At 61.4% G+C, this 24,932-nt stretch carries 27 protein-coding genes; 15 read left to right on the top strand and 12 right to left on the bottom strand.

What is annotated here, in order from left to right; translation table 11 throughout:
- Nucleotides 1-18: 18 nt before the first annotated feature.
- On the top strand, nucleotides 19-645 hold the full coding sequence (sigM, locus tag ACFQ6H_RS16880) for an RNA polymerase sigma factor SigM (RefSeq protein ID WP_378445246.1): 627 nt from the start codon (nucleotides 19-21) through the stop codon (nucleotides 643-645).
- Between the two features lie 53 nt (nucleotides 646-698).
- The gene (locus tag ACFQ6H_RS16885) at nucleotides 699-1,415 is read left to right on the top strand and encodes a hypothetical protein (RefSeq protein ID WP_378647396.1); all 717 of its coding nucleotides are present in this window, start codon (nucleotides 699-701) and stop codon (nucleotides 1,413-1,415) included.
- A 9-nt stretch (nucleotides 1,416-1,424) separates the two neighbouring features.
- Here ACFQ6H_RS16885 and ACFQ6H_RS16890 read toward each other — a convergent pair whose 3' ends face one another.
- Nucleotides 1,425-1,991 carry a helix-turn-helix domain-containing protein gene (locus ACFQ6H_RS16890; protein ID WP_378541186.1) on the bottom strand — a complete coding sequence of 189 codons (567 nt, stop codon included), beginning with the start codon at nucleotides 1,989-1,991 and terminating at the stop codon, nucleotides 1,425-1,427.
- A gap of 98 nt (nucleotides 1,992-2,089) precedes the next feature.
- On the opposite strand from ACFQ6H_RS16890, the gene nox reads away from it, so the two are divergent.
- The 4 genes from nox (at nucleotide 2,090) to ACFQ6H_RS16910 (ending at nucleotide 6,145) form a co-directional block, all read left to right on the top strand.
- Nucleotides 2,090-3,301 carry a 4,4'-dithiodibutanoate disulfide reductase gene (nox, locus tag ACFQ6H_RS16895; protein ID WP_378541184.1) on the top strand — a complete coding sequence of 404 codons (1,212 nt, stop codon included), beginning with the start codon at nucleotides 2,090-2,092 and terminating at the stop codon, nucleotides 3,299-3,301.
- Nucleotides 3,302-3,432: 131 nt separating this feature from the next.
- Complete coding sequence (trxB, locus tag ACFQ6H_RS16900; RefSeq protein ID WP_378647398.1) at nucleotides 3,433-4,464, top strand: thioredoxin-disulfide reductase; 1,032 nt, start codon at nucleotides 3,433-3,435, stop codon at nucleotides 4,462-4,464.
- Nucleotides 4,465-4,502: 38 nt separating this feature from the next.
- The gene (gene trxA / locus ACFQ6H_RS16905) at nucleotides 4,503-4,826 is read left to right on the top strand and encodes a thioredoxin (RefSeq protein WP_003942530.1); all 324 of its coding nucleotides are present in this window, start codon (nucleotides 4,503-4,505) and stop codon (nucleotides 4,824-4,826) included.
- A 128-nt stretch (nucleotides 4,827-4,954) separates the two neighbouring features.
- On the top strand, nucleotides 4,955-6,145 hold the full coding sequence (locus ACFQ6H_RS16910; protein WP_020909860.1) for an N-acetylmuramoyl-L-alanine amidase: 1,191 nt from the start codon (nucleotides 4,955-4,957) through the stop codon (nucleotides 6,143-6,145).
- Between the two features lie 20 nt (nucleotides 6,146-6,165).
- Here the strand turns inward: ACFQ6H_RS16910 and ACFQ6H_RS16915 are convergent, their stop codons facing one another.
- From ACFQ6H_RS16915 to rsmG, 4 genes are all read right to left on the bottom strand, one after another.
- On the bottom strand, nucleotides 6,166-6,849 hold the full coding sequence (locus ACFQ6H_RS16915) for a GNAT family N-acetyltransferase (protein WP_283305626.1): 684 nt from the start codon (nucleotides 6,847-6,849) through the stop codon (nucleotides 6,166-6,168).
- A 255-nt stretch (nucleotides 6,850-7,104) separates the two neighbouring features.
- The gene (locus tag ACFQ6H_RS16920; protein WP_003942563.1) at nucleotides 7,105-8,145 is read right to left on the bottom strand and encodes a ParB/RepB/Spo0J family partition protein; all 1,041 of its coding nucleotides are present in this window, start codon (nucleotides 8,143-8,145) and stop codon (nucleotides 7,105-7,107) included.
- A 1-nt stretch (nucleotide 8,146) separates the two neighbouring features.
- The gene (locus ACFQ6H_RS16925; protein ID WP_378633057.1) at nucleotides 8,147-9,148 is read right to left on the bottom strand and encodes a ParA family protein; all 1,002 of its coding nucleotides are present in this window, start codon (nucleotides 9,146-9,148) and stop codon (nucleotides 8,147-8,149) included.
- Nucleotides 9,149-9,229: 81 nt separating this feature from the next.
- The gene (gene rsmG / locus ACFQ6H_RS16930) at nucleotides 9,230-9,910 is read right to left on the bottom strand and encodes a 16S rRNA (guanine(527)-N(7))-methyltransferase RsmG (protein ID WP_019746204.1); all 681 of its coding nucleotides are present in this window, start codon (nucleotides 9,908-9,910) and stop codon (nucleotides 9,230-9,232) included.
- A gap of 728 nt (nucleotides 9,911-10,638) precedes the next feature.
- Here rsmG and ACFQ6H_RS16935 point away from each other — a divergent pair.
- Nucleotides 10,639-10,890, top strand: coding sequence for a hypothetical protein (locus ACFQ6H_RS16935; RefSeq protein ID WP_378647400.1), 252 nt, complete (start codon nucleotides 10,639-10,641; stop codon nucleotides 10,888-10,890).
- Nucleotides 10,891-11,067: 177 nt separating this feature from the next.
- Here the strand turns inward: ACFQ6H_RS16935 and ACFQ6H_RS16940 are convergent, their stop codons facing one another.
- From ACFQ6H_RS16940 to rpmH, 7 genes are all read right to left on the bottom strand, one after another.
- Nucleotides 11,068-11,568, bottom strand: coding sequence for a DUF6301 family protein (locus ACFQ6H_RS16940; RefSeq protein ID WP_378647402.1), 501 nt, complete (start codon nucleotides 11,566-11,568; stop codon nucleotides 11,068-11,070).
- Between the two features lie 257 nt (nucleotides 11,569-11,825).
- Nucleotides 11,826-11,999, bottom strand: coding sequence for a hypothetical protein (locus ACFQ6H_RS16945; RefSeq protein ID WP_378647404.1), 174 nt, complete (start codon nucleotides 11,997-11,999; stop codon nucleotides 11,826-11,828).
- 273 nt (nucleotides 12,000-12,272) lie between these two features.
- Entirely contained in the window at nucleotides 12,273-12,836 is a 564-nt protein-coding gene (locus tag ACFQ6H_RS16950) for a protein jag (RefSeq protein WP_003942504.1), read from the bottom strand.
- 20 nt (nucleotides 12,837-12,856) lie between these two features.
- Entirely contained in the window at nucleotides 12,857-13,963 is a 1,107-nt protein-coding gene (gene yidC / locus ACFQ6H_RS16955) for a membrane protein insertase YidC (protein WP_378539897.1), read from the bottom strand.
- Nucleotides 13,964-13,967: 4 nt separating this feature from the next.
- A complete protein-coding gene (gene yidD / locus ACFQ6H_RS16960; RefSeq protein ID WP_378633070.1) occupies nucleotides 13,968-14,348 on the bottom strand; it encodes a membrane protein insertion efficiency factor YidD in 381 nt (126 codons plus the stop codon).
- A complete protein-coding gene (rnpA, locus tag ACFQ6H_RS16965) occupies nucleotides 14,345-14,725 on the bottom strand; it encodes a ribonuclease P protein component (RefSeq protein ID WP_003942450.1) in 381 nt (126 codons plus the stop codon). The genes yidD and rnpA overlap by 4 nt, the downstream gene beginning before the upstream one ends.
- Nucleotides 14,726-14,751: 26 nt before the next feature.
- A complete protein-coding gene (gene rpmH, locus ACFQ6H_RS16970) occupies nucleotides 14,752-14,895 on the bottom strand; it encodes a 50S ribosomal protein L34 (protein ID WP_003942540.1) in 144 nt (47 codons plus the stop codon).
- A gap of 780 nt (nucleotides 14,896-15,675) precedes the next feature.
- On the opposite strand from rpmH, the gene dnaA reads away from it, so the two are divergent.
- The 8 genes from dnaA (at nucleotide 15,676) to ACFQ6H_RS17010 (ending at nucleotide 24,848) form a co-directional block, all read left to right on the top strand.
- Nucleotides 15,676-17,238 (top strand): chromosomal replication initiator protein DnaA, encoded by a 1,563-nt coding sequence (dnaA, locus tag ACFQ6H_RS16975; RefSeq protein ID WP_003942491.1) that lies wholly within the window; start codon nucleotides 15,676-15,678, stop codon nucleotides 17,236-17,238.
- 584 nt (nucleotides 17,239-17,822) lie between these two features.
- A complete protein-coding gene (gene dnaN / locus ACFQ6H_RS16980; protein WP_007729165.1) occupies nucleotides 17,823-19,007 on the top strand; it encodes a DNA polymerase III subunit beta in 1,185 nt (394 codons plus the stop codon).
- A 44-nt stretch (nucleotides 19,008-19,051) separates the two neighbouring features.
- Nucleotides 19,052-19,960, top strand: coding sequence for a phosphogluconate dehydrogenase (NAD(+)-dependent, decarboxylating) (gene gnd / locus ACFQ6H_RS16985; RefSeq protein WP_378647406.1), 909 nt, complete (start codon nucleotides 19,052-19,054; stop codon nucleotides 19,958-19,960).
- Complete coding sequence (recF, locus tag ACFQ6H_RS16990) at nucleotides 19,961-21,190, top strand: DNA replication/repair protein RecF (RefSeq protein WP_378647408.1); 1,230 nt, start codon at nucleotides 19,961-19,963, stop codon at nucleotides 21,188-21,190.
- The gene (locus ACFQ6H_RS16995; RefSeq protein ID WP_003942471.1) at nucleotides 21,183-21,728 is read left to right on the top strand and encodes a DUF721 family protein; all 546 of its coding nucleotides are present in this window, start codon (nucleotides 21,183-21,185) and stop codon (nucleotides 21,726-21,728) included. The genes recF and ACFQ6H_RS16995 overlap by 8 nt, the downstream gene beginning before the upstream one ends.
- Before the next feature lie 124 nt (nucleotides 21,729-21,852).
- The gene (locus tag ACFQ6H_RS17000; RefSeq protein ID WP_378445273.1) at nucleotides 21,853-22,764 is read left to right on the top strand and encodes a metal-dependent hydrolase; all 912 of its coding nucleotides are present in this window, start codon (nucleotides 21,853-21,855) and stop codon (nucleotides 22,762-22,764) included.
- Nucleotides 22,764-23,885: a PDR/VanB family oxidoreductase gene (locus ACFQ6H_RS17005; protein ID WP_378647446.1), complete on the top strand. Its 1,122-nt coding sequence runs from the start codon at nucleotides 22,764-22,766 to the stop codon at nucleotides 23,883-23,885. The genes ACFQ6H_RS17000 and ACFQ6H_RS17005 overlap by 1 nt, the downstream gene beginning before the upstream one ends.
- A gap of 39 nt (nucleotides 23,886-23,924) precedes the next feature.
- The gene (locus tag ACFQ6H_RS17010) at nucleotides 23,925-24,848 is read left to right on the top strand and encodes an alpha/beta fold hydrolase (RefSeq protein ID WP_378647418.1); all 924 of its coding nucleotides are present in this window, start codon (nucleotides 23,925-23,927) and stop codon (nucleotides 24,846-24,848) included.
- Nucleotides 24,849-24,932 lie beyond the last annotated feature (84 nt).

The raw sequence follows: 24,932 nt of genomic DNA on the forward strand, positions 1-24,932 counted from the left end.
CTGGGCTAATATCCGCCCGTGCACAGTTATCGGGGGGGCACCGGGGGCGGAGCCGGAAAATTCGAATCCAGGAGTTTCGAGAACACAAATCTCGAGACGACGGATTTCGAATTGTTGACTGCTCATGTGGCAGGCGATCGCCATGCGTTCCGTGAACTTCTGACCCGGCATCAGGATCATCTATGGCACGTTGCCCGGCGTACGAGCTACTCGGACGAGGACGCGGCAGACGCGCTCCAGGAGGGTCTGCTGTCCGCGCACCGCAAGGCGGCGAAGTTCCGCGGCGACGCGGCGGTGCGAAGCTGGCTCCACACCATCGTGGTCAATGCCTGCCTTGACCGGATCCGACGCAACAAATCACGCGCCGCGTTCTCTCTGTCTTCCGAGAATGCGGAGGAACCTCGAGATCACCGCGACTACGCAGCGACAGTGGACATGAGCCTGACCGTCGAACAGGCACTGGCATCGCTGCCCCCTGAGCAGCGCGCTGCCGTCGTCGCCGTCGATGTCGAGGGGTATCCGGTAGCCGAGGCCGCCGAACGATTGGGAGTGCCCGTAGGGACCGTGAAGAGTCGCTGCGCCCGCGCCCGAAAGCGCCTCGCCGCCCAGTTGGAGGACTTTCGCGAAGGCGGGAACCATTCGTGAACCGGCCGCGTCCTATCTTGTAAGCGTCCACACCGACTGCCGAGGGAGGGTTCATGACAGATCCGTCTGTCCGCGTTCCGTCTCCTCCGTTTTCGGAAGACCTCTTGGCGGATCTTCACGCCGGGGTTCTCGATCCCGAAACCAGTGCATCTCTGTGGCCGCTGGTACACGCCGACCCCGCCGCCCATGCATTTGTCACCACTCTCGACGGCGTCACAGCTTCGCTTGCGGCACTGAACTCACGCGAGACCCCTCACGACCGGATCCCGAATTCGCTTGCTGAGCGGATCAATTCGGCACTCGATTCACAGTCCAGCCACGTCGATCCGCCTGCAGAGACAACCGTCATGCCGTTCCGGCGTCGCCCACAAGCGTGGGTTCTCGGTGCCGCTGCAGCCGTAGCGGTGGCTTTCGTGATCGTTGTGATCGGAACCCGAGATTCCGAACCTGCCGAAAGCGTTGTCGCTCAACCGAGCACACCGGCGACGTCTGCTGTCGAAGATCCGGATTCGGCATCCTTGCTCTCACTCGTCGGATCCAAAAACCTTGGACCACTGGATGATCCATCCAAACTTGCCGGATGTCTGCGCGCCAACGGCATCGACGAGGGCAGGCCTCTGCTAGGTTCCGGTGAGATTCGCATCGACGGGGCGCCGGCGATAGTCCTGCTCTTCACAGGATCGCAACCACGTCAGATCACCGCTCTGACTGTCGGCACCGACTGCAGCGAGGGCAATCCGAATACGTTGTCGGTCAAGAACATCGGCTGAGTTCGACGGTCAGCGCGGCGCGGCTGCGGGTAGCAGGAGTTCGAGAATTCTCCCGCGCAATGCATCCGTATCGTCCTCGACCGCTATCAGGCTCGAGAACATAGCTGCTCCGGCCGCCAAAACCAGCACGGCCTTGGCGTCGAGCAGCGCCGATTCGGGATCTTCGGCGTTCTGAAGGAAGAGTTGCGTACTCGGCCCACTGAACCCTCGCCACAATTCGTTGCGCAGATCGTCATGGTCGCGCAATGCTGCCAACAGTCCCGGCGACGCGGCACGAACCTCGGGCCGCGAGAAGAGTTGGGCACTTCCCTCCACCACCCAACGGATCCAGCCGTCGCGATCGGTGCCCTCGAACGGCGTCAGGTCAGGTGTTGCGCCCAGGATCGATCCGAGCACAAGATGCGCCTTCGACGGCCATCGCCGCGACATCGAGGCCCGACTGACCCCTGCCCGTGCCGCGATCGCGCGGAGACTGAGTTGCTCCCAACCGACCTCGAGGAGCATCGCTCGGGTGACATCGAGAACTGTGTCGTCGATGCGTGGGTCTCGTGGGCGACCTGATCCTGTGGCATTCATCGTGTCGAATTGTCGGACAGATTGGGAGTAGGCGCTATATCGTCACATATACGAGTCCACTGGCATCGTAATGATCAGGCCGCCGCAGGAAGCAGAAAATGACCACAGCGCCCACACCGTCGATATTCGAACCCGCACGTCTCGGCCCTCTGACCTTGCGCAACCGCATCGTCAAAGCTGCGACGTTCGAGGGCGTCATGCCCAGGGGAGCGGTCTCCGACGATCTGATCAACTTCCACGCCGAAGTCGCCCGCGGCGGAGCCGCGATGACCACCGTCGCCTACTGCGCCGTCTCACCAGGTGGACGAGTGCACCGCGACACCCTTGTCATGGACGAGCGCGCACTACCGGGACTACGCAGACTGACCGATGCCGTCCACGCCGAAGGCGCACTGGCCGCGGCACAGATCGGCCACGCGGGGCTCGTCGCCAACACGCTCTCCAACAAGACGAAGACTCTGGCGCCGTCGACCCGGCTGAGTCCGCCGGCGATGGGCCTCGTCAAAGGCGCGACACTTGCCGAACTCGACGGTGTCGTCGCCGACTTCGAACGGACCGCCCGCGTCGCCGTGGACGCGGGATTCGACGCCATCGAGGTCCATCTCGGTCACAACTACCTACTCAGTTCGTTCATGAGCCCCAATTTGAACAAACGCCATGATCGATACGGCGGCAGCGTCGCCAAGCGCGCGGAATATCCGCGTCGAGTCATCGAAGCGGTGCGACGAGCTGCTGGATCCACCGTGGCGGTCACCGCGAAATTCAACATGTCCGACGGGGTTCCGAAGGGTCTGTGGCTCGACCAGAGCCTGCCGATTGCACAGATCCTCGAAGACGACGGGCATCTTGACGCGATGCAATTGACCGGTGGCAGTTCACTTCTCAACGGAATGTACTTCTTCCGCGGCGAGGTCCCACTCGCAGAATTTGTTGCTTCCCAACCCAAGCTCGTCGGGTACGGGCTGAAGTTCTACGGTCCCAAAATCTTTCCGACTTACCCGTTCGAAGAGGGATTCTTCCTTCCCTTCGCCCGTCAGTTCCGGCAAGCGCTGAACATGCCGCTGATCCTGCTCGGCGGCATCAACCGCGTCGACACCATCGAGCACGCACTGGATGAAGGATTCGAGTTCGTCGCCATGGCGCGTGCGCTCCTCAGGGACCCACAACTGGTCAACAAATTCCAGGCCGAGAGCGTCGACGAGGGGCTGTGCATTCACTGCAACAAGTGCATGCCCACCATCTACACCGGCACGCGCTGTGTGGTTCGGGACGCGCTGGTCGTTCGGGAGGCACTGCGCCCTGCCCAATGAACCCCGCGCTGTGAGCTGCGGACTGTGAGCCACTTTCCAGCCGGGTGCGGGAACAACACCCCTTATCCTGGTGTTGATCGGTACGGCTCTCCAAGAAGCGGAGGGTCTGCACTCACTATTGGAAGGCTCGCATGACCACCCAGCTGGAAAACACGCCCGCGGTCCATGACGTCATCATTGTCGGTTCCGGACCGGCCGGTTACACCGCTGGTGTCTACACCGCGCGTGCTGAGCTCCAGCCCGTGCTCTTCGAGGGCACCCAGTTCGGTGGCGCCCTCATGACCACCACCGAGGTCGAGAACTTCCCCGGATTCCGTGAGGGAATCATGGGCCCGGACCTGATGGAACAGATGCGTGAGCAGGCACTGCGCTTCGACACCGACATCCGCACCGAGGACGTCGAAGAGATCGATCTCAGCGGCCCGATCAAGACGGTCGTCGCGAACGGCGAAACGTACTCCGCGCACGCGATCATCCTCGCCATGGGCGCGGCAGCCCGTTACCTCGGCATTCCCGGTGAAGAACGCCTCCTCGGCCGCGGCGTCAGCGCCTGCGCCACCTGCGACGGGTTCTTCTTCCGCGACCAGGACATCGTCGTGGTCGGCGGCGGCGACTCCGCGATGGAGGAAGCAACATTCCTGACCCGTTTCGCTCGCTCGGTCACCCTGGTGCACCGCCGCGAGGAGTTCCGCGCCTCACGGATCATGCTCGAGCGCGCCAAGGCGAACGAGAAGATCCGCTTCCTGACCAACGCCGAGCCCGTCGAGGTCCTCGGTGAGAACAGCGTCACCGGGCTCGTCGTTCGTGACACCGTCACGGGTGAGACCTCCACACTTGAGATCACCGGCATGTTCGTCGCCATCGGCCACGACCCGCGCAGTGAGCTCGTGAAGGGCCAGGTCGATCTCGACGACGCCGGATACGTGCGCGTCGCTCCCGGTTCTACCGCGACCTCCGTCGACGGCGTCTTCGCTGCCGGTGACCTGGTCGATCACACGTACCGTCAGGCGATCACCGCTGCCGGCACCGGATGCTCCGCAGCAATCGACGCCGAACGCTGGCTGGCCGACCGCGGCGACATCACCGCCAACACGCTCGACGCTGCCGGCCACACGGTCGACGTCGAAGGCGTAGCCGACAATGCCACCGTCGGCGCTCCCTGATTCATCAAGCTGTCGAACCCAACCCTCGAGGAGTAACAGTGTCGAATACCGTCACCATCACCGACGATTCCTTCAAGCAGGACGTCCTGGGCAGCGACAAGCCCGTTCTGGTCGATTTCTGGGCAACCTGGTGCGGCCCATGCAAGATGGTCGCCCCGGTACTCGAGGAGATCGCCGGCGAGAACAGCGAGAAGCTGACCGTCGCGAAGCTCGACATCGACGCCAACCCGGCGGCCGCCCGCGATTTCCAGGTCATGTCGATCCCGACGATGATCCTGTTCAAGGACGGCAAGCCGATCAAGACGATCGTCGGCGCCAAGGGCAAGGCTGCACTGCTCAAGGACCTCGCAGACGTTCTCTGACGGCTGGTTGAGCATCGTGGATTCTCGCAATCCACAGAATTTCTGAGATAATCGATCGATGTGCCTGATCGGGTCTACGACCAGGCACATCGATCGAATTCGTTAACCGATCCGAGAGGCTTTCACGCATGCACAGACTCCGACACGGCGATCACGGCCCGGCCGTCGCCGAGATTCGGGGCACATTGACGAAGCTGGGATACCTCCATCACGGAACTTCCGGCATTCGACGTGAAAGCGCCGACGGTGCCCACTGGGTTGCACCCGACGCCATCTTCGATCATCAACTCGACAGCGCCGTTCGCGCCTTCCAGCAGCAGCGTGGGCTCCTCGTCGACGGCATTGTGGGTCCGGCAACGTATCGCTCACTTCGCGAGGCCTCGTACCGCCTAGGTGCCCGTACGTTGATCTACCAGCTGTCCGCGCCGCTGTACGGTGACGACGTCGCAGCTCTGCAGGCAAAATTGCAGGACCTCGGCTTCTATGCGGGCCGGGTCGACGGTTTCTTCGGTCCGCAGACCCACGAGTCTCTCTCGTCTTTCCAGCGTGAAATCGGTATCGCCGCCGACGGTATCTGCGGTCCGCAGACACTGCGTTCGCTGGAACTGTTGGGAACCCGCGTCACCGGTGGTTCCCCGCACGCCATCAGCGAAGAGGAATTGGTGAGGCGCAAGGGCCCGCAGCTGGGCGGCAAGCGCATCGTCATCGATCCAGGCCTCGGTGGGCCGTCCACCGGCAACATCGTCAACGGCATCTCCGAAGCCGACATCCTCTGGGATCTGGCCATGCGCCTCGAGGGACGGATGGCGGCAACCGGGATGGAAACTTTCCTCTCCCGCCCGCACAACGCCGATCCGACCGAGGCCGAGCGCGCACTGACGTCCAACGCGTTCGACGCCGATCTCATGATCTCCTTGCGTTGCGACAGCAACTCGAGCCCGTCGGCAAACGGTGTCGCAAGCTTCCACTTCGGTAACTCGCACGGTTCGGTCTCGATGATCGGGCAGGTGTTGACCGGATTCGTTCAGCGCGAGATCGTTGCGCGAACTCCGTTGCGGGACTGCAGAACTCACGGACGTACGTGGGAGTTGTTGCGCCTGACCAACATGCCGACGGTGCAGATCGATCTCGGCTACCTGTCCAACGCGTCCGACGTTGCGGTACTGACGAATCCGCGGATGCGTGACACCATCGCCGAAGCCATTTTGATCTCGGTCAAGCGGCTGTATCTGTTGGGCCAAGATGATCAGCCGACCGGTACCTTCACCTTCGCCGAGCTTCTCGCAGAAGAACTTTCGGTAGCCGACCGCATTTCGTAGGTCCTGCGGTCGGCACCTGCTCACACTCTGGCGAGTTCGCTGATCTCCACCATCTCGAGAGCTGCGGCCTTCAGTAGACGGTCGAGGGCTTCTTCGACGTCGACTTTCCATTCGTGGTCTCGATTGAGTTCGAGACGAAGCCGCGGATAACGATGGTGCGGAGCCACGACCTCGAAACCGTAGTCCTCGAGGAACTCGGCACTGATCATGCATTCTGCGGGTGAACATTCCAAAGCTGCGGTTGCGCTGGCCACGTCGGACGCGGGTCCCAGGCCGTCGCTGCGGATACCGAACGCCTCGAGCGCACGAACTCCGCGTCGAACCAGATCTGTCACGACAGCGGCCAGCAGGCTCGGCCCAAGTTCTTCTTCTATGCCCGAAGGCTCGAGCCGAAGGCTTGTGAGAAGCACTGCGTCCGAACTGACCGGACTGGTCGGAAACAGCTGCGCGCGCGGGATCGTGCGGGGAGGGGCGTACAACGCACTACCAAGCGGCTTGCCGTCTCGGACGGCGACCTGTCCGCACGAACCCCACTCGAGCATGACCATCGACAGCCATGCTTCCTTCTCGAATTCCTGATCGCAGAATCCTCGGGCGTCGTGAAGCGCGCCCGGATCCATCTCCCAGAACACGCAACGACGCGCATGGGCGGAAAGCTGATCGAGGGTGTCGAGCGTGAGCGAGGTGATGACGTGAGTCGACACTGACTAACTCACTCTCCGTAGGTCCCCGAAGCGGTTTCGATGCTCGCCCGCCGCTTTTCTCTTCTCCAGGATAGGCCAGCTGCGACAAGTCGGCAGTGGCACGAGAGTTGATCGCCCTAATGTATTGCTGTTCAACATCTTTCGTCCCGGTTCAAGATTTCGAGAAGCTCGGACCACCTAGATTTGTCACAGTGACGAAAATAGGTGGTGTGCCCGGTCATCGTCATTACGTCACCAAACGGGCTTCCGAGTTCACTACGTGGATTTCTGCGCTTCCATCATCCCGACGATGCGTTGCAGGTCGTCGACCGAACCGAATTCGACCACAATCTTTCCCTTCCGCTTGCCCAGACTGACAGTCACCCGGGTGTCGAACGAGTCCGACAACCGCTCGGCCACATCCTGCAGACCCGGCATCACGATCGGCTTCCGCTTCTGTGGGGGAGCGATCTCATTATCCGCCCGGTTGGCCAGAGTGACTGCTTCCTCCGTCGCGCGAACCGACATTCCTTCGGCGACGATGCGCGCCGCCATGACTTCCTGAGCGTCGGCACCCGCCTCGAGGGACAACAGTGCGCGCGCATGGCCGGCCGAAAGCACACCGGCCGCAACGCGGCGCTGAACCGCCACCGGCAGCTTCAGCAGACGAATCATGTTGGTCACGACGGGACGCGAACGTCCGATCCGATTGGCCAACTCTTCGTGAGTTACTTCGAACTCCTCGAGCAACTGCTGATACGCCGCTGCCTCCTCGAGGGGGTTCAACTGCACACGATGGATGTTCTCGAGGAGCGCGTCGCGCAGCATCGAGTCGTCATCGGTTTCACGAATGATCGCCGGAATCTTCTCCAGCCCGGCTTCCTGGCTCGCGCGCCAGCGACGCTCACCCATGACAAGTTGGTACTTGTCGCCGTGACGACGGACCACGATCGGCTGCATCAAGCCGAACTCGCGGATCGAGTGAACCAACTCCGCGAGCGCTTCCTCGTCGAAAACGCTGCGAGGCTGCTTCGGGTTCGTCTCGATCAGGCTCGGTTCGATCTCGAGATAGACCGCGCCGGTCGGCTCGAGTTCGGTCTCCGGCTCAGCTTCCACCGGAGCCTTCGCAGCCGACGCCTTGGTGGCTTTCGGCGTTTTCGGGGCCGCCTTGGTCGGTGGGGGAGGGGAGGGGTTGCGCTTGTCGACGCCGATTACGACGTCCGCTGCAGCCGATCCCAGACCCGGCGCCGTGGCTGGCCCAGTGGGGATGAGAGCAGCCAAGCCGCGGCCCAATCCACCTTTGCGTGCTTGACTCATCTCACTGCTCCTGGGTCGTCGTGGTGGCAGAGCGGGCGGCAAGTTCACGGCCGGCGTCGAGGTAACTCATGGCGCCACGTGAACCCGGGTCGTAGTCGAGAACTGTCATCCCGTATCCGGGAGCCTCGGACACCTTCACGCTGCGTGGAATCACAGCGCGCAGGACGGCCTCACCGAAGTGTTTGCGTACTTCTTCGGCGACCTGGTCGGCCAGCTTGGTCCGTCCGTCGTACATCGTCAGAAGGACGGTGGAGACATGCAGATCCGGGTTGAGATGAGCCTGGACGAGTTCGATGTTGCGGAGCAACTGACCGACCCCCTCGAGGGCGTAGTACTCGCACTGGATCGGGATCAGAACTTCCTTGGCAGCGACCATCGCGTTGACGGTCAGCAGTCCCAGCGAAGGCGGGCAGTCGATGAGGACGAAGTCGACGTCGAGTTCTGCGAGCACCTTGTCGTTGAGCGCGCCTTTGAGTCGATTCTCGCGGGCAACCATGGAGACCAATTCGATCTCAGCGCCCGCCAGATCGATCGTCGCGGGGATGCAGAGAAGCCGCTCACTGTGCGGGCTGGTCTGGATCGCCTCCGGGGCTTTCACTTCGCCTATGAGCAACTCATAGCTGGAGGGGGTGCCCGAGGTATGGACGACACCCAGGGCTGTGCTGGCGTTGCCCTGAGGGTCCAAATCGACCACCAGGACCGTGAGGCCTTGAAGAGCGAGCGCCGACGCAAGGTTCACTGTGGTCGTCGTCTTACCGACGCCACCCTTCTGGTTGGCGATGGTGATCACGCGGCGGAACGCCGGCTTCGGCAGTGTCACCGAATGGGGATGAAGCACCTGGCTCGCTCGATGTGCGGCGGCCCCGATGGGAGTCTCCTCCGAAGAGATCGCCGCATAGGGGGCGGTGAAATTGTCGTCGTCGTTGACGATCTGATCCGCACCCGCGCTCGTTTGCTGCTTCGGTGTTTCACGTGAAACGGCGGATTCAGATCGACCCGACATTGACTGCTCCTTCGATTGGGAATCGATCACTAGGTGCTCTCATCATCTGTACATTGTTCTCGATTGCATGCGTGTAAATCATCAACGCTGGCGGCGCTTCGGGAGACGTTCGGCCTTCACCACAACAGTGGGGGTGCGGAGAATCTTGGCTCCACATTCGAGTATTTCCAACTTACCTGCGCCCAGCTTGGTGAGCGCCGTACGGTCCCGCTCGATCTCCTCGGCGGCGCTGGAGCCCTTGAGTGCAAGCATCCGACCGTGCTCGTGGATGAGTGGAAGGGACCAACGCGCGAGCTTCTCGAGGGGCGCCACAGCGCGCGAGGTGACCACGTCCGCGCCGCCCGCTTCCTTCACGACACCCGATTCCTCGGCTCGCCCTCGGACAACCAAGACGTCCAAACCGTTGGACTCGATGAACTCCGCGAGGTACACCGAGCGTCGAAGCAACGGTTCTACCAGAGTCACCTTCAAGTCCGGGCGGGCGATTGCGAGAGGGATACCGGGTAGGCCGGCGCCGCTTCCTACGTCCACAACCGACTCGCCTTCGGCGATCAACTCACCGATGACGGCGCAATTGAGAAGGTGACGCTCCCACAGTCGAGGAACTTCACGGGGACCAATCAGCCCGCGCTCGACACCATCTGTCGCCAGGGATTGGTAATACCGTTCCGCGATCTCATATCTGTCACCGAACACTGCGCGCGCAGTCTCTTGTTCGTCCCAGTCAACCGACGCCGCACCATTCTGTTCCACGTGAAACATCCTCCCGCGTAAACCGCGAAATCAACAATCAAGACCGAAATCATTATCCGCTCTAGAGCCGACATGTGTTCGCTTCTGCACACCGACTCGCTGTGAGTCTGCCGACTCGTTCATTCTTTGGGAAGTATTCGGCCCAAAATTCAAGCGGGGGAGGGGAGGGGTTCACGTTCCACGTGAAACCTCGCGCTGACAAATCTTCCAATTCTGACGCGTTTCACGTGAAACATAGCCGGCCGGCCGAATGCCGATAGCAGCGCAATTCTGAGTATCATCACAGTGACGAAACTGCCGTGGGTAGTTACATGGATGGAATTCTGACCCAAAAAGACTAATTTTCGATAAAAAAGTCGTTGCAAAAGATCACCGGCGACGGACTGCAGAACGGACTCGGTCAGTCAGATCCTCTCAGTAGGTCGACTCGGAAAACAGTCTTCGATTCCAGAACTCGGACAGCTTCGGTATCTCATCGCCAGTTGTTGCCAGCCATACATCAATCGACTTGATTCACTTGGTGCGGCAGACCGGACTTCGCATCACAAACCGCGAATCAATCCAAGGGGCTTCACACCACAGGTGCGCATGGAGAGTTCGCCTTCGATGTGGATACCGGTGTCGGCGGGAAGATCAAAGTCGAGCAGGTGACCTGCCGATGCGCAGGATGAATTCCTGCGCCTGGACTCGAAAGCGCTGCACGCTATGCGCGATTAAGATCCGCGTTGGGTGCAGGAGTGGACGGCAACAACTACGACTACCTGTTGGTGCATACCGAACCCGGAACCAACAAGATCACCGCTTACCAGTTCGATCCGGGCACCGCGAAGTCCTTCCACCTCGAACAGCCCGGATCCGCCCCCATGACGAGACCGACAGCAGGTGTGGGCGCGGCGCCGATCGCGCACACCCCGCGAGTCAACCGAACTCAGGGCGGTCCCGTGATTACCCCGACGCGGTCCGCAGTCTATGGACCGGAGCCCGTGTAGGCGATGTCGATTCCGGTTCGCTTGGCAAAGTAGTCGCCGCCGATCTCACCCCGAAGCCCGCAACAGCATCATCGACTTTGCGTGGCGACGAAGCCCATTCGATGTGATTGGTCCGATTCGTGTGAGGAGCGCACAAACCTGTTTCCGCACCGGGTGCGATCTCGCCGACCTCGATCGCTAGTCCTCGTCCTCGTACTCCGGTTCGGGCTCATCCACCCATGCCTGATACTTCGGACTCGTCAGTTGCAGGTGGATCGCGCGGGGGCTCATACCGAGTTCGACGACCACTTTAGGCAGGTCCCACCGGATAGTTGCCTCAGGTCCGGGCTCGGAGTACGTGGGTATCGGAAGGACGGAAGTCAGTGCCGCAGTGAGATTCGCGAACCCTTCGTCCAGCAGCGGACGCACCACTGTCATGGGCGTAGCAGCAGTAGCAGCATCAGCCAGATCCGTGACGTAGATCGAGATCCAATTCATTCTGTGTTGCCGCCCGAACATGTGCGCCTTCGGCCGGCTGACATGCAGGTTCGTCCGTATCGAGGCGCCACCTTGCCTGAGTTCGACGAGTTCCCATCCGGCTTGTGCGCAGAATGGTTCCAGGTCGTCGACGGCCCAGGTCCAGTCGAATTCTGCGGCGAGGCGGGCGATCCGGGTGGCGCCTTCGATGTCGACGTGCATGTGTGGATGCTACTTCCTTCGTGATCGTTGTTGACGACGCCGCAATCCGGGGGTCGTCGAAGTGAGGGCTGGCGGGTTGTCGGTCATCGGATGCCAGCGCCGAAGGTGACGACCTTGCCAGCAGGCCTGACGACATCAGGTCGGTGATCCATTGTGGCGGCAATCTGGGGCGGAGTTCGAGGGCTCGGGGCAACAACCATCGATCCGGTTTCACGTGAAACGAAGGCCGACTATTCCTCCTGGGGGAGGGGAGGGGCTCACATGTAGTACGGCATGTTGTCGATCGAATATCCGAACATGCACAGTGCACCCCCGACGAACAAGAAGGCAATCGCGAAGCTGAGCATGACCGGTCTCCCGGATCGCCATGCCAGTGCAAGTGGAATGAATACGACGGCGACTACTCCCAGCGCAACAACCAGCAGAGCCAATACTTCAGACCGCCCGGCGGAAAGGACTGGACTTCCATTTTCTGCTGTAGTTCGAAGACCACGGGCCAATAGCTCAGGCCGCACACGAGCATCCCTATCAAGGCCCCAAGGGTCATCAATCCGAGAGGGAATCCGGAGCGCTCGTGGGACATGTCGACAACGATAGGCACCTGACCTTCACCGTGCCGCCGGATTCGGTTTCACGTGAAACACCTCTCGGACACAAAAGCGGGCCCCGGAAATCCGGGGCCCGCATTCGATCAAGGGGGAGTGTCAGTCCTTGAGGACAACCACTCGGCGAGACGGCTCAGCGCCTTCGCTCTCGCTGGAAACACCGGCGACCTTGGCGACGGCGTCGTGCACGATCTTGCGTTCGAACGGCGTCATCGGAGCAAGCTCTTCGCGTTCGCCGGTCTCGAGAACACGCTGTGCAGCTTCCGCACCGAGAGCACTGAGTGCCTCACGACGGCCCGCACGCCAGCCGGCGATGTCGAGCATCAAGCGGCTGCGCTCTCCGGTCGACTGCTGAACTGCCAGACGAGTCAGCTCCTGGAGGGCATCCAGAACCTCACCCTTGCGTCCCACGAGCTTGGTCAGGTCGTCGCCGCCGTCGATGCTGACGATCGCCCGATCGCCCTCGACGTCAAGGTCGATGTCTCCGTCGAAATCGAGCACGTCGAGCAACTGCTCGAGGTAGTCGCCGGCGATCTCGCCCTCTTCGATCAGGTCGTCATCGGAATCGTCGATGTCTACATCCACATCGGTAACCGGCGCAGTGGTCTCGGTGCTCACGTCTGCGTTCTCTCCATCCACAACGATGTCAGCTTCACTGGACATTGGTCGTTCTCTTTCCTGGATCAGCGCCGTTTATTGCGCTTGGGGGAGTTGCCGCGGTTGCTCTGTGGCCGGTTCTGTTTGGGTTTCGACGTGGAACCACCACTGGAACCCGAGGGCTTCGGCTGTGGCTTCTTGAGCGAAACTTCCGGGGCGTCGCCGTCGTCGTCAGCTGATTCCGCGGTCTTCAGCGCAGCCGGGGATCCCTTCTTCTTATTGGGATCCGGACGGGCACCGGGCTTGGGCGCATTGTCGTTTCGGCGAGTGATCGCTTCCTGCTTCTTGGCTTCTTCTTCGGCGTCGATCTTGCGGAAGACGAGGTGCTGCTGACCGTAGGTCCAGATGTTGTTCGACACCCAGTACAGGAGGATCGCGATCGGGAGGAACGGTCCACCGACCAGAACACCGAGCGGGAAGACGTACAGCGCGAGCTTGTTCATGATCGCGGACTGCGGGTTCGCGGCAGCTGCTTCGCTCTGACGGGCAACGGAAGCGCGTGAGTTGAAGTGCGTCGCGATGCTGGCGATGATCATCAGCGGAGCGGCCACGAGAATGATGTTCAGCCGTGACGGAAGCTCGGGAACGTTCTCGGTGACGTAAGCCTGAAGCTGCGCAACCGGCGTCGTGATCGCGGCCGAGATGGGCGCGCCGAACAGACGAGCATCCAGGAACGACTGGACGTCAGTGGCCGAGAAGACGTAGTTCGGGGTGTTGAGGTTGTCCTCGGCGCTCATGCCCAGCTGGCCCATGCCGGTGCCGGTGCGGTTGAACGAGCGCAGGACGTGGAACAGACCGATGAACACCGGAGCCTGAGCCAAGACCGGGAGACAGCCCATGATCGGGTTGAATCCGTGCTCCTTCTGGAGCTTCTGCATCTCGACGGCCTGGCGCTGACGGTCGCCCGAATACTTCTTCTGCAATGCCTTGATCTGCGGCTGCAGTTCCTGCATCTGGCGGGTCGTGCGGACCTGCTTCACGAACGGCTTGTACAGAACCGCACGCAAGGTGAACACCAGGAACACCACGGAGAGCGCCCAGGCTATTCCGTTGTCCGGGCCGAGAATGAACCCGAAGACCTTGTGCCAGACCCACAGAATCGCGGATACCGGATAGTAGATGAAATTGAGCACGGCTCTAAGTACTCCTCTGTTCTTCCGTCGGACTGTGACACGCTGCGCGTGCTTCCGGACAGCTATGGCGGCTACCCGCATCACGGTCACGACGGGCAGGGACAGGGTCCCACCCTCCAGAATGCCAGGGGGCACACTTCGCCAACCGCACCACAGTCAAGAAAAGGCCTTTGATCGCCCCGTGAGTGCGCAACGCTTCGACCGCGTATTCACTGCAGGTGGGGGTGAACCGGCAGGTCGGCATCCTCAAGGGCGACACATACGTCCGGTACAACTCGATACAGAAGATAAGAACAGTGGCGGGAGCGCGACGCACAGCCTTCAACACCGTGATGACACGGGAGGCTCTGGGAGTCTCGATCTGCTCAGAGAGCGGAGTACTCATGGCTCTTCACTTACCGACACCAATAGGTTCATTTTGGTCAGGCCCCCACGCAACTGCTTGGCCAGTTCGGCTGAACTGGCGGTAGCTGCGCCCGGAAGTGCGCGGATAACCACGTCTGTCTCCGGCGAAACCTGTCCGACGAAATCTGCACAGATATGACGAAGCCGGCGTGCGACTCGATGTCGAATCACCGCCGGCCCGACAGCCTTGCTCACGATCAGCCCGAACCGGGGACCGTGATTTGTTACTACCAGCGCCTCTACTTGCTCGCGATCGAACGCGTGCACGACAAGGTCGCGTCTTCCCATACGACGCCCACGTCGCACCGCCACGGAGAAATCCGCGTGGCGACGCAACCGGAACGGCTCAGGCAACACCCCGAGCTCCTGAACTCGAAATCAGATCAGGCGGTGAGGGAATCGCGGCCCTTACGGCGACGCGCCGAAACGATTGCACGACCCGCACGGGTACGCATACGAAGACGGAAGCCGTGAACACGCGCGCGGCGGCGATTATTCGGCTGGAACGTCCGCTTGCCCTTGGCCACGGTCAACACTCCTCGAAGTTCATTGACGCCTCCCGGCGTCATTCAGTGATCGACGCCTTACGGCGCCTTTGGATCCAACAGGTACAGAACAATCAACTTCACTCGTTGTGGCTTGGAAGACCGATCCGACCTGACATATGTAGCCAGCACGAAGCGATCACCACCAGCGGGTGACCGTTCGAGGTTACTTACCACCGTTGCCAAGGTCAAACCAGCCCGATTCGAGGTCCTTCCGCGGCAACAGCGACGACACGCCGATAGTTGCATTATTCCGCAGATTCCAATTCCCGTGTGCATACGGCCGTGACCTCGAGCGAGGCGGCAAGTGTGACCTTGGCAACAGTTCCGCTACGGACTGCAGGCGGCCTGAAGGCAAGCCGGACAGTTCCACCTGCGCATGCTCTCGACAAGGCCTCATCAGCACATACGGGCACGAGTGCCGGACGCGACCCCGAATCCCGAGTTTCCACATTCATCCACAGGGCTGTGAGTGTTGACGCATCCCCGACACCAAGTGGCGAACGCCTCGAGTTCCGACAAAGTTGCAGGTAGATCAATTTCTCGGTCACTTCAGCGAATTTGGTTGACGAAAAAACCGACTCAGTGCAGGTTTGTCCACATCTGTGGATAATTGTGTGGAAACACAGCCCAGGTGGCATATTCGTAGCCTGTTACGGGGTTCTCACCCCGGGTGGTAATCCACCGAATCATTCGACGCCGCAGCCATACGCTCGGCAGCTGCAGCACACCCACTGTCGGCGAAACACGGGAAGGAACCACGTGAACGACGATCCCAACGCGCTCGCACGGGTCTGGGTCGACGTGGTTGCAGAACTCACGAGTGATGACCCCGGAAGTAATCTTCCGGCTTTGAGCAGTAAGCAGAAGGCGTTTGTCCGTCTGGTGAGGCCTCTCACACTTGCTCAGGGTTTTGCACTCCTCTCGGTTCCATCGCCATTTGCTCAAGAAACGATCGAGCGCGATCTACGCGAGCCGATCCTGCAGGCACTCGGACGCCATCTCGGCGGCCAGGTCGAAGGACTCGGTGTCCGCATCGCACTCGAAGACGATGCCGACGCACCCGCCGAACCGGTCGAGGAGCGCACGGGCAGCCGTCAGTTCGAGTCGGTCAACAGCTCGGGCGCATACCGTCGTCGCAGATTCACCGAAGGTGACGGCGAACCCTCGGACTCCGAGACCGCCGAGACCGAAGAAGTCGACGACGACCGCGAAGCACTCGCGAGCGTTCACGAATCGTGGCCGTCGTACTTCACGAAGCCGCCCGCTACTCCTTCTGCTTCGGGGTCCGGCGCCAACAGCCTCAACGCGAAGTACACCTTCGACACTTTTGTGATCGGTTCGTCCAACCGATTCGCCCATGCCGCTGCGGTCGCGATCGCGGAGGCGCCGGCGCGTGCCTACAACCCCTTGTTCATCTGGGGAGCTTCGGGACTGGGCAAGACGCACCTTCTTCACGCCGCCGGCCACTACGCACAGCGTCTGTTCCCCGGAATGCGGGTCAAGTACGTCTCGACCGAAGAATTCACCAACGACTTCATCAACAGTCTTCGTGACGACCGCAAGGTCGCGTTCAAGCGTCGCTACCGGGAAACGGACGTCCTGCTGGTCGACGACATCCAGTTCATCGAGGGCAAGGAAGGTATCCAGGAGGAGTTCTTCCATACCTTCAACACCTTGCACAACGCGAACAAGCAGATCGTCGTTTCCTCGGACCGTCCGCCCAAGCAGTTGGCAACCCTCGAGGAGCGTCTGCGAACGCGCTTCGAATGGGGCCTGATCACCGACGTTCAGCCGCCTGAGCTCGAGACGCGTATCGCGATTCTGAGCAAGAAGGCGAGGATGGATCGCCTCGAGGTCCCGCACGACGTCCTCGAGCTGATCGCCAGCCGTATCGAGCGCAACATTCGTGAACTCGAGGGCGCGTTGATCCGCGTCACCGCTTTTGCCTCGCTCAACCGTCAGCCGTTGGATCTGACGTTGGCCGAGGTGGTCCTGCGAGATCTGATGCCCGATTCGTCGAGCCTCGAGATCAACGCGGCGACGATCATGGCTGTGACGGCCGAATACTTCAACATGTCGATCGACGACCTGTGTGGGCCGGGTAAGGCCCGGCCGCTCGCTCAGGCCCGCCAGATCTCGATGTATCTGTGCCGTGAGCTCACTGATTTGTCATTGCCGAAGATCGGTCAGACGTTCGGCCGTGACCACACGACGGTCATGTACGCCGACAAGAAGATCCGTAAGGAAATGACGGAACGCCGCAAGGTGTACGACCAGGTTCAGGAGTTGACCGCAAGGATCAAGCAGCGCTCCAAGCGTTGACCTGCACTTATTTCGATCGATGCCGCTCGAGGCAGAGGTTTCCCTCGAGCGGCATCGGTGTATTCGAAGGGTTTATGTGCGATCCCCTCGAGGGCGGTTGTCCGCCTCGAGGGACGACACGCCGGAGTTGGACACGCCGATGAGAACAAACTCTTCGTTTCTTGTGAAAAGTATTCACATCTGTGGATAACTGTGTTGATAACTCTCGAAGTCTGTGGAGTTCTCGAGGAGGAATCCGAAAACTTTCAGAGAGTGCACAGAGGGGGTCGATTGGTCCTCGAGTCTGTCCTCGAGAAGTGCACAGGCCCTCGAGGGGACCTACCAGCGTCGACAACCGTTGCTCCACAGATTGCACAGGACTTATTACTACTACTGAGAATTTCCTAGGAAAAGCTCTTTGAAAATAGTTCTGGGGACAACTCCTGTTGAGAACCTCGCCTCAGGCTGCGCTCATCCCGGCTTCGGCTTTCCACTTGCGCCCTCGAGGGCATACGGTGGGCATCGCTTGGTCTGTGTCAGACTTCAAGTGAGCTGATGCAGATCCGCAGCAGACGAACATGCCTACCGAGAGGAATAACCCGGCGATGGAGCTTGGAAGCCTGAAGTTTCGCGTTTCCCGGGAAGAGTTCGCTGATTCAGTAGCGTGGGTTGCTCGTAGCCTGCCCTCGAGGCCGCCCGTGCCGGTTCTCGGCGGAGTTCTTCTCGACGCAACCGAAGCCGGCCTCACTGTTTCCGGGTTCGACTACGAGGTATCCGCGCAGGTCCGCGTCTCGGCAGATGTCACAACTGCAGGTCAGGCACTCGTCTCCGGTCGCCTCCTTGCCGATATCACCAAGTCGCTTCCCAACAAGCCGGTCGATGTGACCCTCGAGGGCACTCGCGTGCTCATCTCGTGCGGAAGCGCCAAGTTCTCCCTGCCCACGATGCCGGTCGAGGACTACCCGCAGCTTCCGACGCTTCCGCAGCAGTCCGGGTCCATTCCCGTCGACCTGTTCTCCGAAGCCATCAGCCAGGTAGCCGTTGCAGCCGGCAAGGACGACACCCTTCCGATGCTCACGGGTATCCGTGTCGAGATCGAACAGAATTCGATCGTCCTCGCCGCTACCGACCGCTTCCGTCTCGCTGTGCGTGAACTCGAGTGGACTCCGGCCAATCCCGACGTCCAAGCTGCTGTTCTCATCCCGGCCAAGACTCTGTCCGAGTCCGCGAAAACGCTTGCCGGCAATGCAAATTCGCCGGTCGAGTTGGCTCTCGGTTCCGGTACGACCATCGGAAACGACGGACTCCTCGGCATCGTCAACGACGGACGCCGCACCACGACGCGTCTCCTCGACGCCGAGTTCCCGAAGTTCCGTCAGCTGCTGCCCGCTCAGCACACCGCGATGGCAACCGTCGAGGTCACGCCTCTCATCGAGGCCATCAAGCGTGTAGCACTCGTCGCCGAGCGTGGCGCACAGGTTCGCATGCAGTTCTCCGCTGACGGCCTGCTCCTCTCCGCTGGTGGCGACGACGCCGGCCGCGCAGAAGAGACGCTCAACGCGTCGTTCCAGGGCGAAGCACTCACCATTGCCTTCAACCCCGGTTACCTGATCGACGGGTTGAACTCGCTTCACAGCGAAAATGTTCTGTTCGGCTTCACCACTCCCAGCCGTCCGGCTGTTCTTCGCCCCGCGGCCGAGGAAGAGCCCACGGCAGACGAGTCCGGTAACTTCGCTGCGCCCTCGAGCGAATACACGTACCTGCTGATGCCGGTTCGCCTTCCGGGCTGAGTGGTACCCCGCACTTCAGTTCGCGCCTGACCAGGGAGAACAGTATGAAGATCGGACTCGTAGGTCTCGGCAAGATGGGTTTCAACATGCGTGAGCGCTTGCGCGCGCATGGCCTCGAGGTAGTCGGATACGACCCTCGACCGGAGGTCACCGATGTCGGGTCACTTGCCGAACTCGCTGCTTCCCTCGAGGGACCTCGAGTCGTCTGGGTGATGGTTCCGGCTGGTGAAATCACCCAGAGCACCATTGCCGAACTGGCGGATTCCCTCGAGGGCGGCGATCTGGTCATCGACGGTGGAAACTCTCGCTACACCGACGACGCTGTCCATGCGGAGCTGTTGGGCGCCCGTGGGATCGGTTTCCTCGACTGCGGTGTCTCCGGTGGCATCTGGGGCCGTGAGAACGGCTACGGCCTGATGGTGGGCGGATCCGAGCCCGACGTGGCGAAGGCAATGCCGATCTTCGACGCTCTGCGCCCCGACGGCGACGCTGCCGACGGTTTTGTCCATGCCGGCCCGGTCGGTGCTGGTCACTACGCGAAAATGGTGCACAACGGCATCGAATACGGGCTGATGCAGGCGTATGCCGAAGGGTACGAGCTCCTCGAGGCGGAAAGCCTGATCGCGGACGTTCCGGGCGTGCTCCGAGCTTGGTCGAAGGGAACCGTCGTACGTTCGTGGTTGCTCGATCTGCTTGTCGACGCCCTCGAGGAAGATCCGGAGCTCGCGCAGATCACGGGCTATACCGAGGATTCCGGTGAGGGCCGCTGGACGGTAGAGGAAGCCATCAAGCACGCGGTCCCCGCTCCAGTCATCTCCGCTGCTCTGTTCGCGAGATTTGCTTCACGACAGGATGATTCACCGGCCATGAAGGCGGTGTCGGCCTTGCGCAATCAGTTCGGTGGTCACGCGGTCAAGAGTGCTTCGCCCAAGAATTCGGCTTCTGGAAGCTAAGTGTTCGTTCGTAGATTTTCGCTGCGTGACTTCCGATCCTGGGATTCGCTGACGCTCGACCTCACGCCGGGAACAACCGTGTTTCTCGGTTCGAACGGGCACGGAAAAACGAACGTCCTCGAGTCGCTCGGGTATCTGTCGACGCTGTCGTCACATCGAGTGTCCGCGGATGCACCGATGATCCGCAGCGGTTCCGCCAGTGCCTTTGCCGGTGCAACGGTGGTCAACAACGGGCGCGAACTGACCATCGATGTCGAACTGATCGAGGGAAAGTCCAACCGCGCCAGGATAAATCAGTCTCCGACGCGTCGTCCGCGTGAAGTGCTGGGGATTCTGCAGTCGGTGATGTTCGCGCCGGAGGATTTGTCGTTGGTACGCGGCGATCCTGGTGATCGTCGACGCTATCTAGACGAGTTGTTGACGTCCCGGATTCCCCGAATGGCCGCTGTCCGTGCGGATTACGACAAGGTGTTGCGCCAGCGTTCGGCGCTGCTCAAAACTGCCGGTGCGGCTTTGCGCAGAGGTTCTCGAGGTGGCGAGTCCGACAACGTCCTCTCCACCCTCGAGGTGTGGGACGGGCATCTGGCCGCTCACGGCGCACAATTGTTGGCCGGGCGCCTCGAGTTGGTCCACGATCTGGCGCCGCACCTGGCAGAGTCGTATCGTTCCATCGCGCCCGAATCCCGGCCGGCGTCGATTCGATACAAGAGCAGCCTCGGTGCGTCGTTGGATCCCGAATTCACCGACCCTGCAAGGATTGCCGGTATCGATGACGTCGCGTACCTCGAGGAGCGATTCCATCTCGAGTTGGCGCAGATGAGGTCGAAGGAAATCGATCGTGGAGTGTGTCTGGTCGGTCCGCATCGGGACGATCTGGAGCTGATTCTCGGCGACAGTCCGGCGAAAGGCTTTGCCAGCCATGGTGAATCGTGGTCTTTTGCGCTTTCGCTGAGACTGGCAGGTTTTGCCTTACTGCGGGCAGACGGCAGCGACCCGGTCCTGATGCTCGACGACGTGTTCGCGGAATTGGACCGTCGTCGCCGTCGTGCGCTCGCGACCGTTGCCGCTACCGCCGAACAGGTACTGATCACGGCTGCTGTTCCCGAAGATGTGCCGGACGAACTCGAGGCAGCCAAGTTCGGCGTCGAAGCCTCCGATACCGGAGACGGTCGGATATCCCGGATAGTGCCCGTAGGCTCGACAGATCAGGAGGTCGAGTTCGATGACTGAAGACAGCAGCGCGGCCCCGGAGCCCGAGCTCAAGGGGATCGATCTGGCGCGCCGTGCCCTCGAGGAGGCACGCGCGACGGCCAAGGCCAACGGCAAGGCCGTCGGGCAGGGGCGCTCGTCGCCCAAATACGGAAGTGGCCGCCCGCGTCGACGCAGCGGTTGGTCCGGCCCCGGCCCGGATGCGCGGGACCCTCAGCCGTTCGGCGCCCTCACCAGTGCGATCTCCAAGTCGCGTGGGTGGTCCCCCAAGGTGTCCGAGGGCACGGTCCTCGGCCGGTGGCCGCAGGTCGTCGGTGAAGACATCTCTGCCCATGCCGAGCCGATTTCGCTGAAAGAAGGTGTACTCAGCATCTCCGCCGAGTCGACGGCGTGGGCTACCCAGTTGCGCATGATGCAGTCCCAGATTCTGGCCAAGATCGCTGCTGCCGTGGGTGACGGCGTCGTGAAGACGCTGCGTATCACCGGACCGAGCGCGCCGAGCTGGCGCAAGGGTGAAAGGCATGTGAAAGGCCGCGGACCTCGCGATACGTACGGCTGAGGAAAACTCAACCAGGCTCTGGTTCTACCTATTACTTCGTGTTACAGTTAAAACTCGCTAGTGAGTGAACTGTGTCACAAGGCTGTCGTTCCCCACCGTTCGGCAGGCATGAAGGAGTAGCCAGATGTCGCAGAAGATATCGACACCCGCTTCGTCGTTCGCCGAGCCGGATCACATCCTGTTGCAGGCTCGCAATGTCGAGTTCGACTGGTCCGATCTGCCCATGCACTGGATTCCGGGCGATCCGTTCAGCACACACGTTCTCAACGTGCTTCACCTTCTCCTCCCTGCCGGTGAGGAATGGTTTGTCGAGACCTTCAAGGAAGCTCTTCCCCTGATCGAGGACGAAAAGCTCCGCGAAGACGTCGTCGGATTCATCGGCCAGGAGGCGATGCACTCCAACGCGCACTCGGGCGTGCTGGTCCATCTCAGGGAGAACGGCCTCGATCCGACGCCGTACACGCAGCAGATGGAATGGACCTTCTCGAAGCTGCTCGGTCCGCGCCCGATGACGGGACTGCGCGCCGAAAACCACCTGGTGGAGCGTTTGGCGATCATCGCGGCCATCGAGCACATCACCGCGTTTCTCGGCGACTGGGTGCTCAACGCCAAGGGACTCGACAAAGCCGGCATGCACCCGACGATGCTCGATCTGCTCCGCTGGCACGGCGCCGAAGAGGTCGAACACCGCTCTGTCGCGTACGACGTCATGCGCTACTTCGACAAGCGCGAGACACGCCGCATCCGAACGCAGATCGTCGTCACGCCGGTACTGGTGTGGCTGTGGATTCGTGGCACCAGGTTCCTCATGCGCAACGATCCCGAACTTGCCGCTCAGGCTCCCAGCCGTCGACGCCCCCACCTGTCCGATTTCATCGCGGCGGGTAAGCGAGGCACGGTTCCCACCTCGTTCGAGCTGGTCAAGCGGATGTCGACGTACTTCAGCAAGTCGTACCACCCCAGCAAAGAGGGCTCGACCGCCCAGGCGGTGCAGTACCTCGCGTCGTCACCCGCAGCACAGGCGGCTGCACGGTGATTTCACTCTCGAGGGTCAAGGACGTCATTTCCGGTCACGACGGGTTGCCGCGGTTTCCGGCGCCACCCGATCTGTCCGGTAAGAACCGCCCCGACCGCGCCATGCGCATCACGGAGTTGTTGGCGGACAAGTACCTTCGGGTGTTGACGGCCTACGACTACAACCCCGAGATCGCGGGCCACAACCCTGACACGGCCATGAACATGGTGGTCAGCACGCGTGAGGTGGTGGCAACCGACGAGAACGTCGTTCGCCTGCGCTTCGAATCCGCCGACGGCTCACCGATTCCGCCGTGGCATCCGGGTTCGCACTTGGACTTCCATCTACCTTCGGGTCTGCGGCGTCAGTATTCGCTGTGCGGCGACCCTGCTGATCGCACGGGATACAGCGTCGCGGTGCGCCGGATTCCCGACGGCGGTGGCGGTTCCATCGAGATGCACGCCCTGCAGCCCGGTGAGCACGTCACGGTACGCGGACCTCGCAACGGCTTCCCCTTTGTGGGCGAAGGCAGCGCGTTGTTCGTCGCCGGCGGTATCGGCATCACACCGATCATCGCAATGGTCCGTGCGGCAAGAGAATTGGGGATGGACTGGTACTTCGTGTACTCGGGCCGCTCCCGTGAATCCATGCCGTTCCTCGACGAGATCGCGACCTGGGATCCCGAACGTGTCTTCGTGCGCCCGGACGACGAGTTCGGATTGCCCACCACCGCAGATCTTCTCGGACGAGCGCCGGTCGGCGGCGCCGTGTACTGCTGTGGCCCGACGCCGATGCTCGACGCCGTCCGCCGCGGATTCCGCGATACACCCTCCACCGCTTTGCATTTCGAGCGGTTCGGGGCTCCGCCGGTGATCGACGGCAAGGAATTCGAAGTGCAGCTGGTCAATTCGGGTCAGGTGCTCACCGTGCCCGCCGACGAGTCCGCGCTCGACGTCATCAAGAAGACGTTGCCCGGGGTCGGGTACTCCTGTCAGCAGGGTTTCTGCGGAACCTGTCGTGTGAAGGTGCTCGCGGGTAAACCCGATCACCGCGAAAGGCGTCTGACCGACACCGAGCAGGAAACGGAGATGCTCATCTGTGTATCCCGTTCCGACGGTGGACGTCTCGTTCTCGATCTCTAGATTTCCCAGTCCGAAGGATTAACTCCGAAGGGTTCAACAATGTCCAAGCACTCTCCTGTCCATGCCGTGACCGCGCGTCGGGTGACCAACGGTTCCGTCAGTCTGGCCGTGTTCGAGCAGGGCAAAGCGGACGGCGAGACCATCGTCCTGGTGCATGGTTGGCCCGACACCCATGAATTGTGGAATCGCGTCGTGCCTTTGCTCGCAGACGACTTCCGCGTCGTCAGCTACGACAGCCGCGGGGCCGGCGAGAGCACGATCCCCTCTAGGGTGCAGGACTACCAACTGAGCGCACTGGCCGGCGATCTGTTCGCCGTCATCGACGCGGTCAGCCCGGGTAAGCCGGTGCACGTCCTCGCTCACGACTGGGGATCCGTCGAAACCTGGGAAGCGGTCTGTGAGCCGGGTGCCGAAGAGAAGATCGCGTCGTTCTCTTCCATCTCGGGTCCGAATCTCGATCATCTCGGTAAGTGGATCCGGGCGAGCGCGTCCAAGCGTCGTTTCCTCGGCCCGGTGGCGCAGGGAATCGCGTCGGCCTACACCGTTCTGTTCCAGATTCCCGGCCTGTGCACCCTTCCGTTGCGTCTGTGGTTCTCCAAGCACTGGCCGGCATTTCTGGGGTTCTTCGACGGTCTGGACCCCAGTGTGGTCAACACCGCGCCCACCATCGCCGACGACATGGTGAACGGACTCAAGCTTTATCGCGCGAACATCCGGCCGTCTCTCGGCAAGCCGCGGGATCGGTACACGGACGTGCCCGTTCAGCTCATTCTGAACAAGTACGACAAAGCCGTTCGTCCGGTGGGATACGAGGATGCCGAAAAATGGGTCTCCGACCTGCAGCGACGTGAAATTCCCGCGGGACACTGGTCGCCGTTTTCACATCCGGGCGAGGTTGCCGAACATGCGCGGGCATTTATCGCGAGCCTGAGAGAGCGTCGCTCGGAGAAGCAAAGTTCCTAGCGTTTCACCTTCAGTGGATCGTAAAAATTCGTCTGCGGCGCAGCCAGGGGTGTCATTGGCCGCTTCTAGTCGGTGCTTACCAGT

This window comes from Rhodococcus sp. NPDC056506 (genome assembly GCF_042794945.1).
Classification (GTDB): Bacteria; Actinomycetota; Actinomycetes; order Mycobacteriales; family Mycobacteriaceae; genus Rhodococcus_F.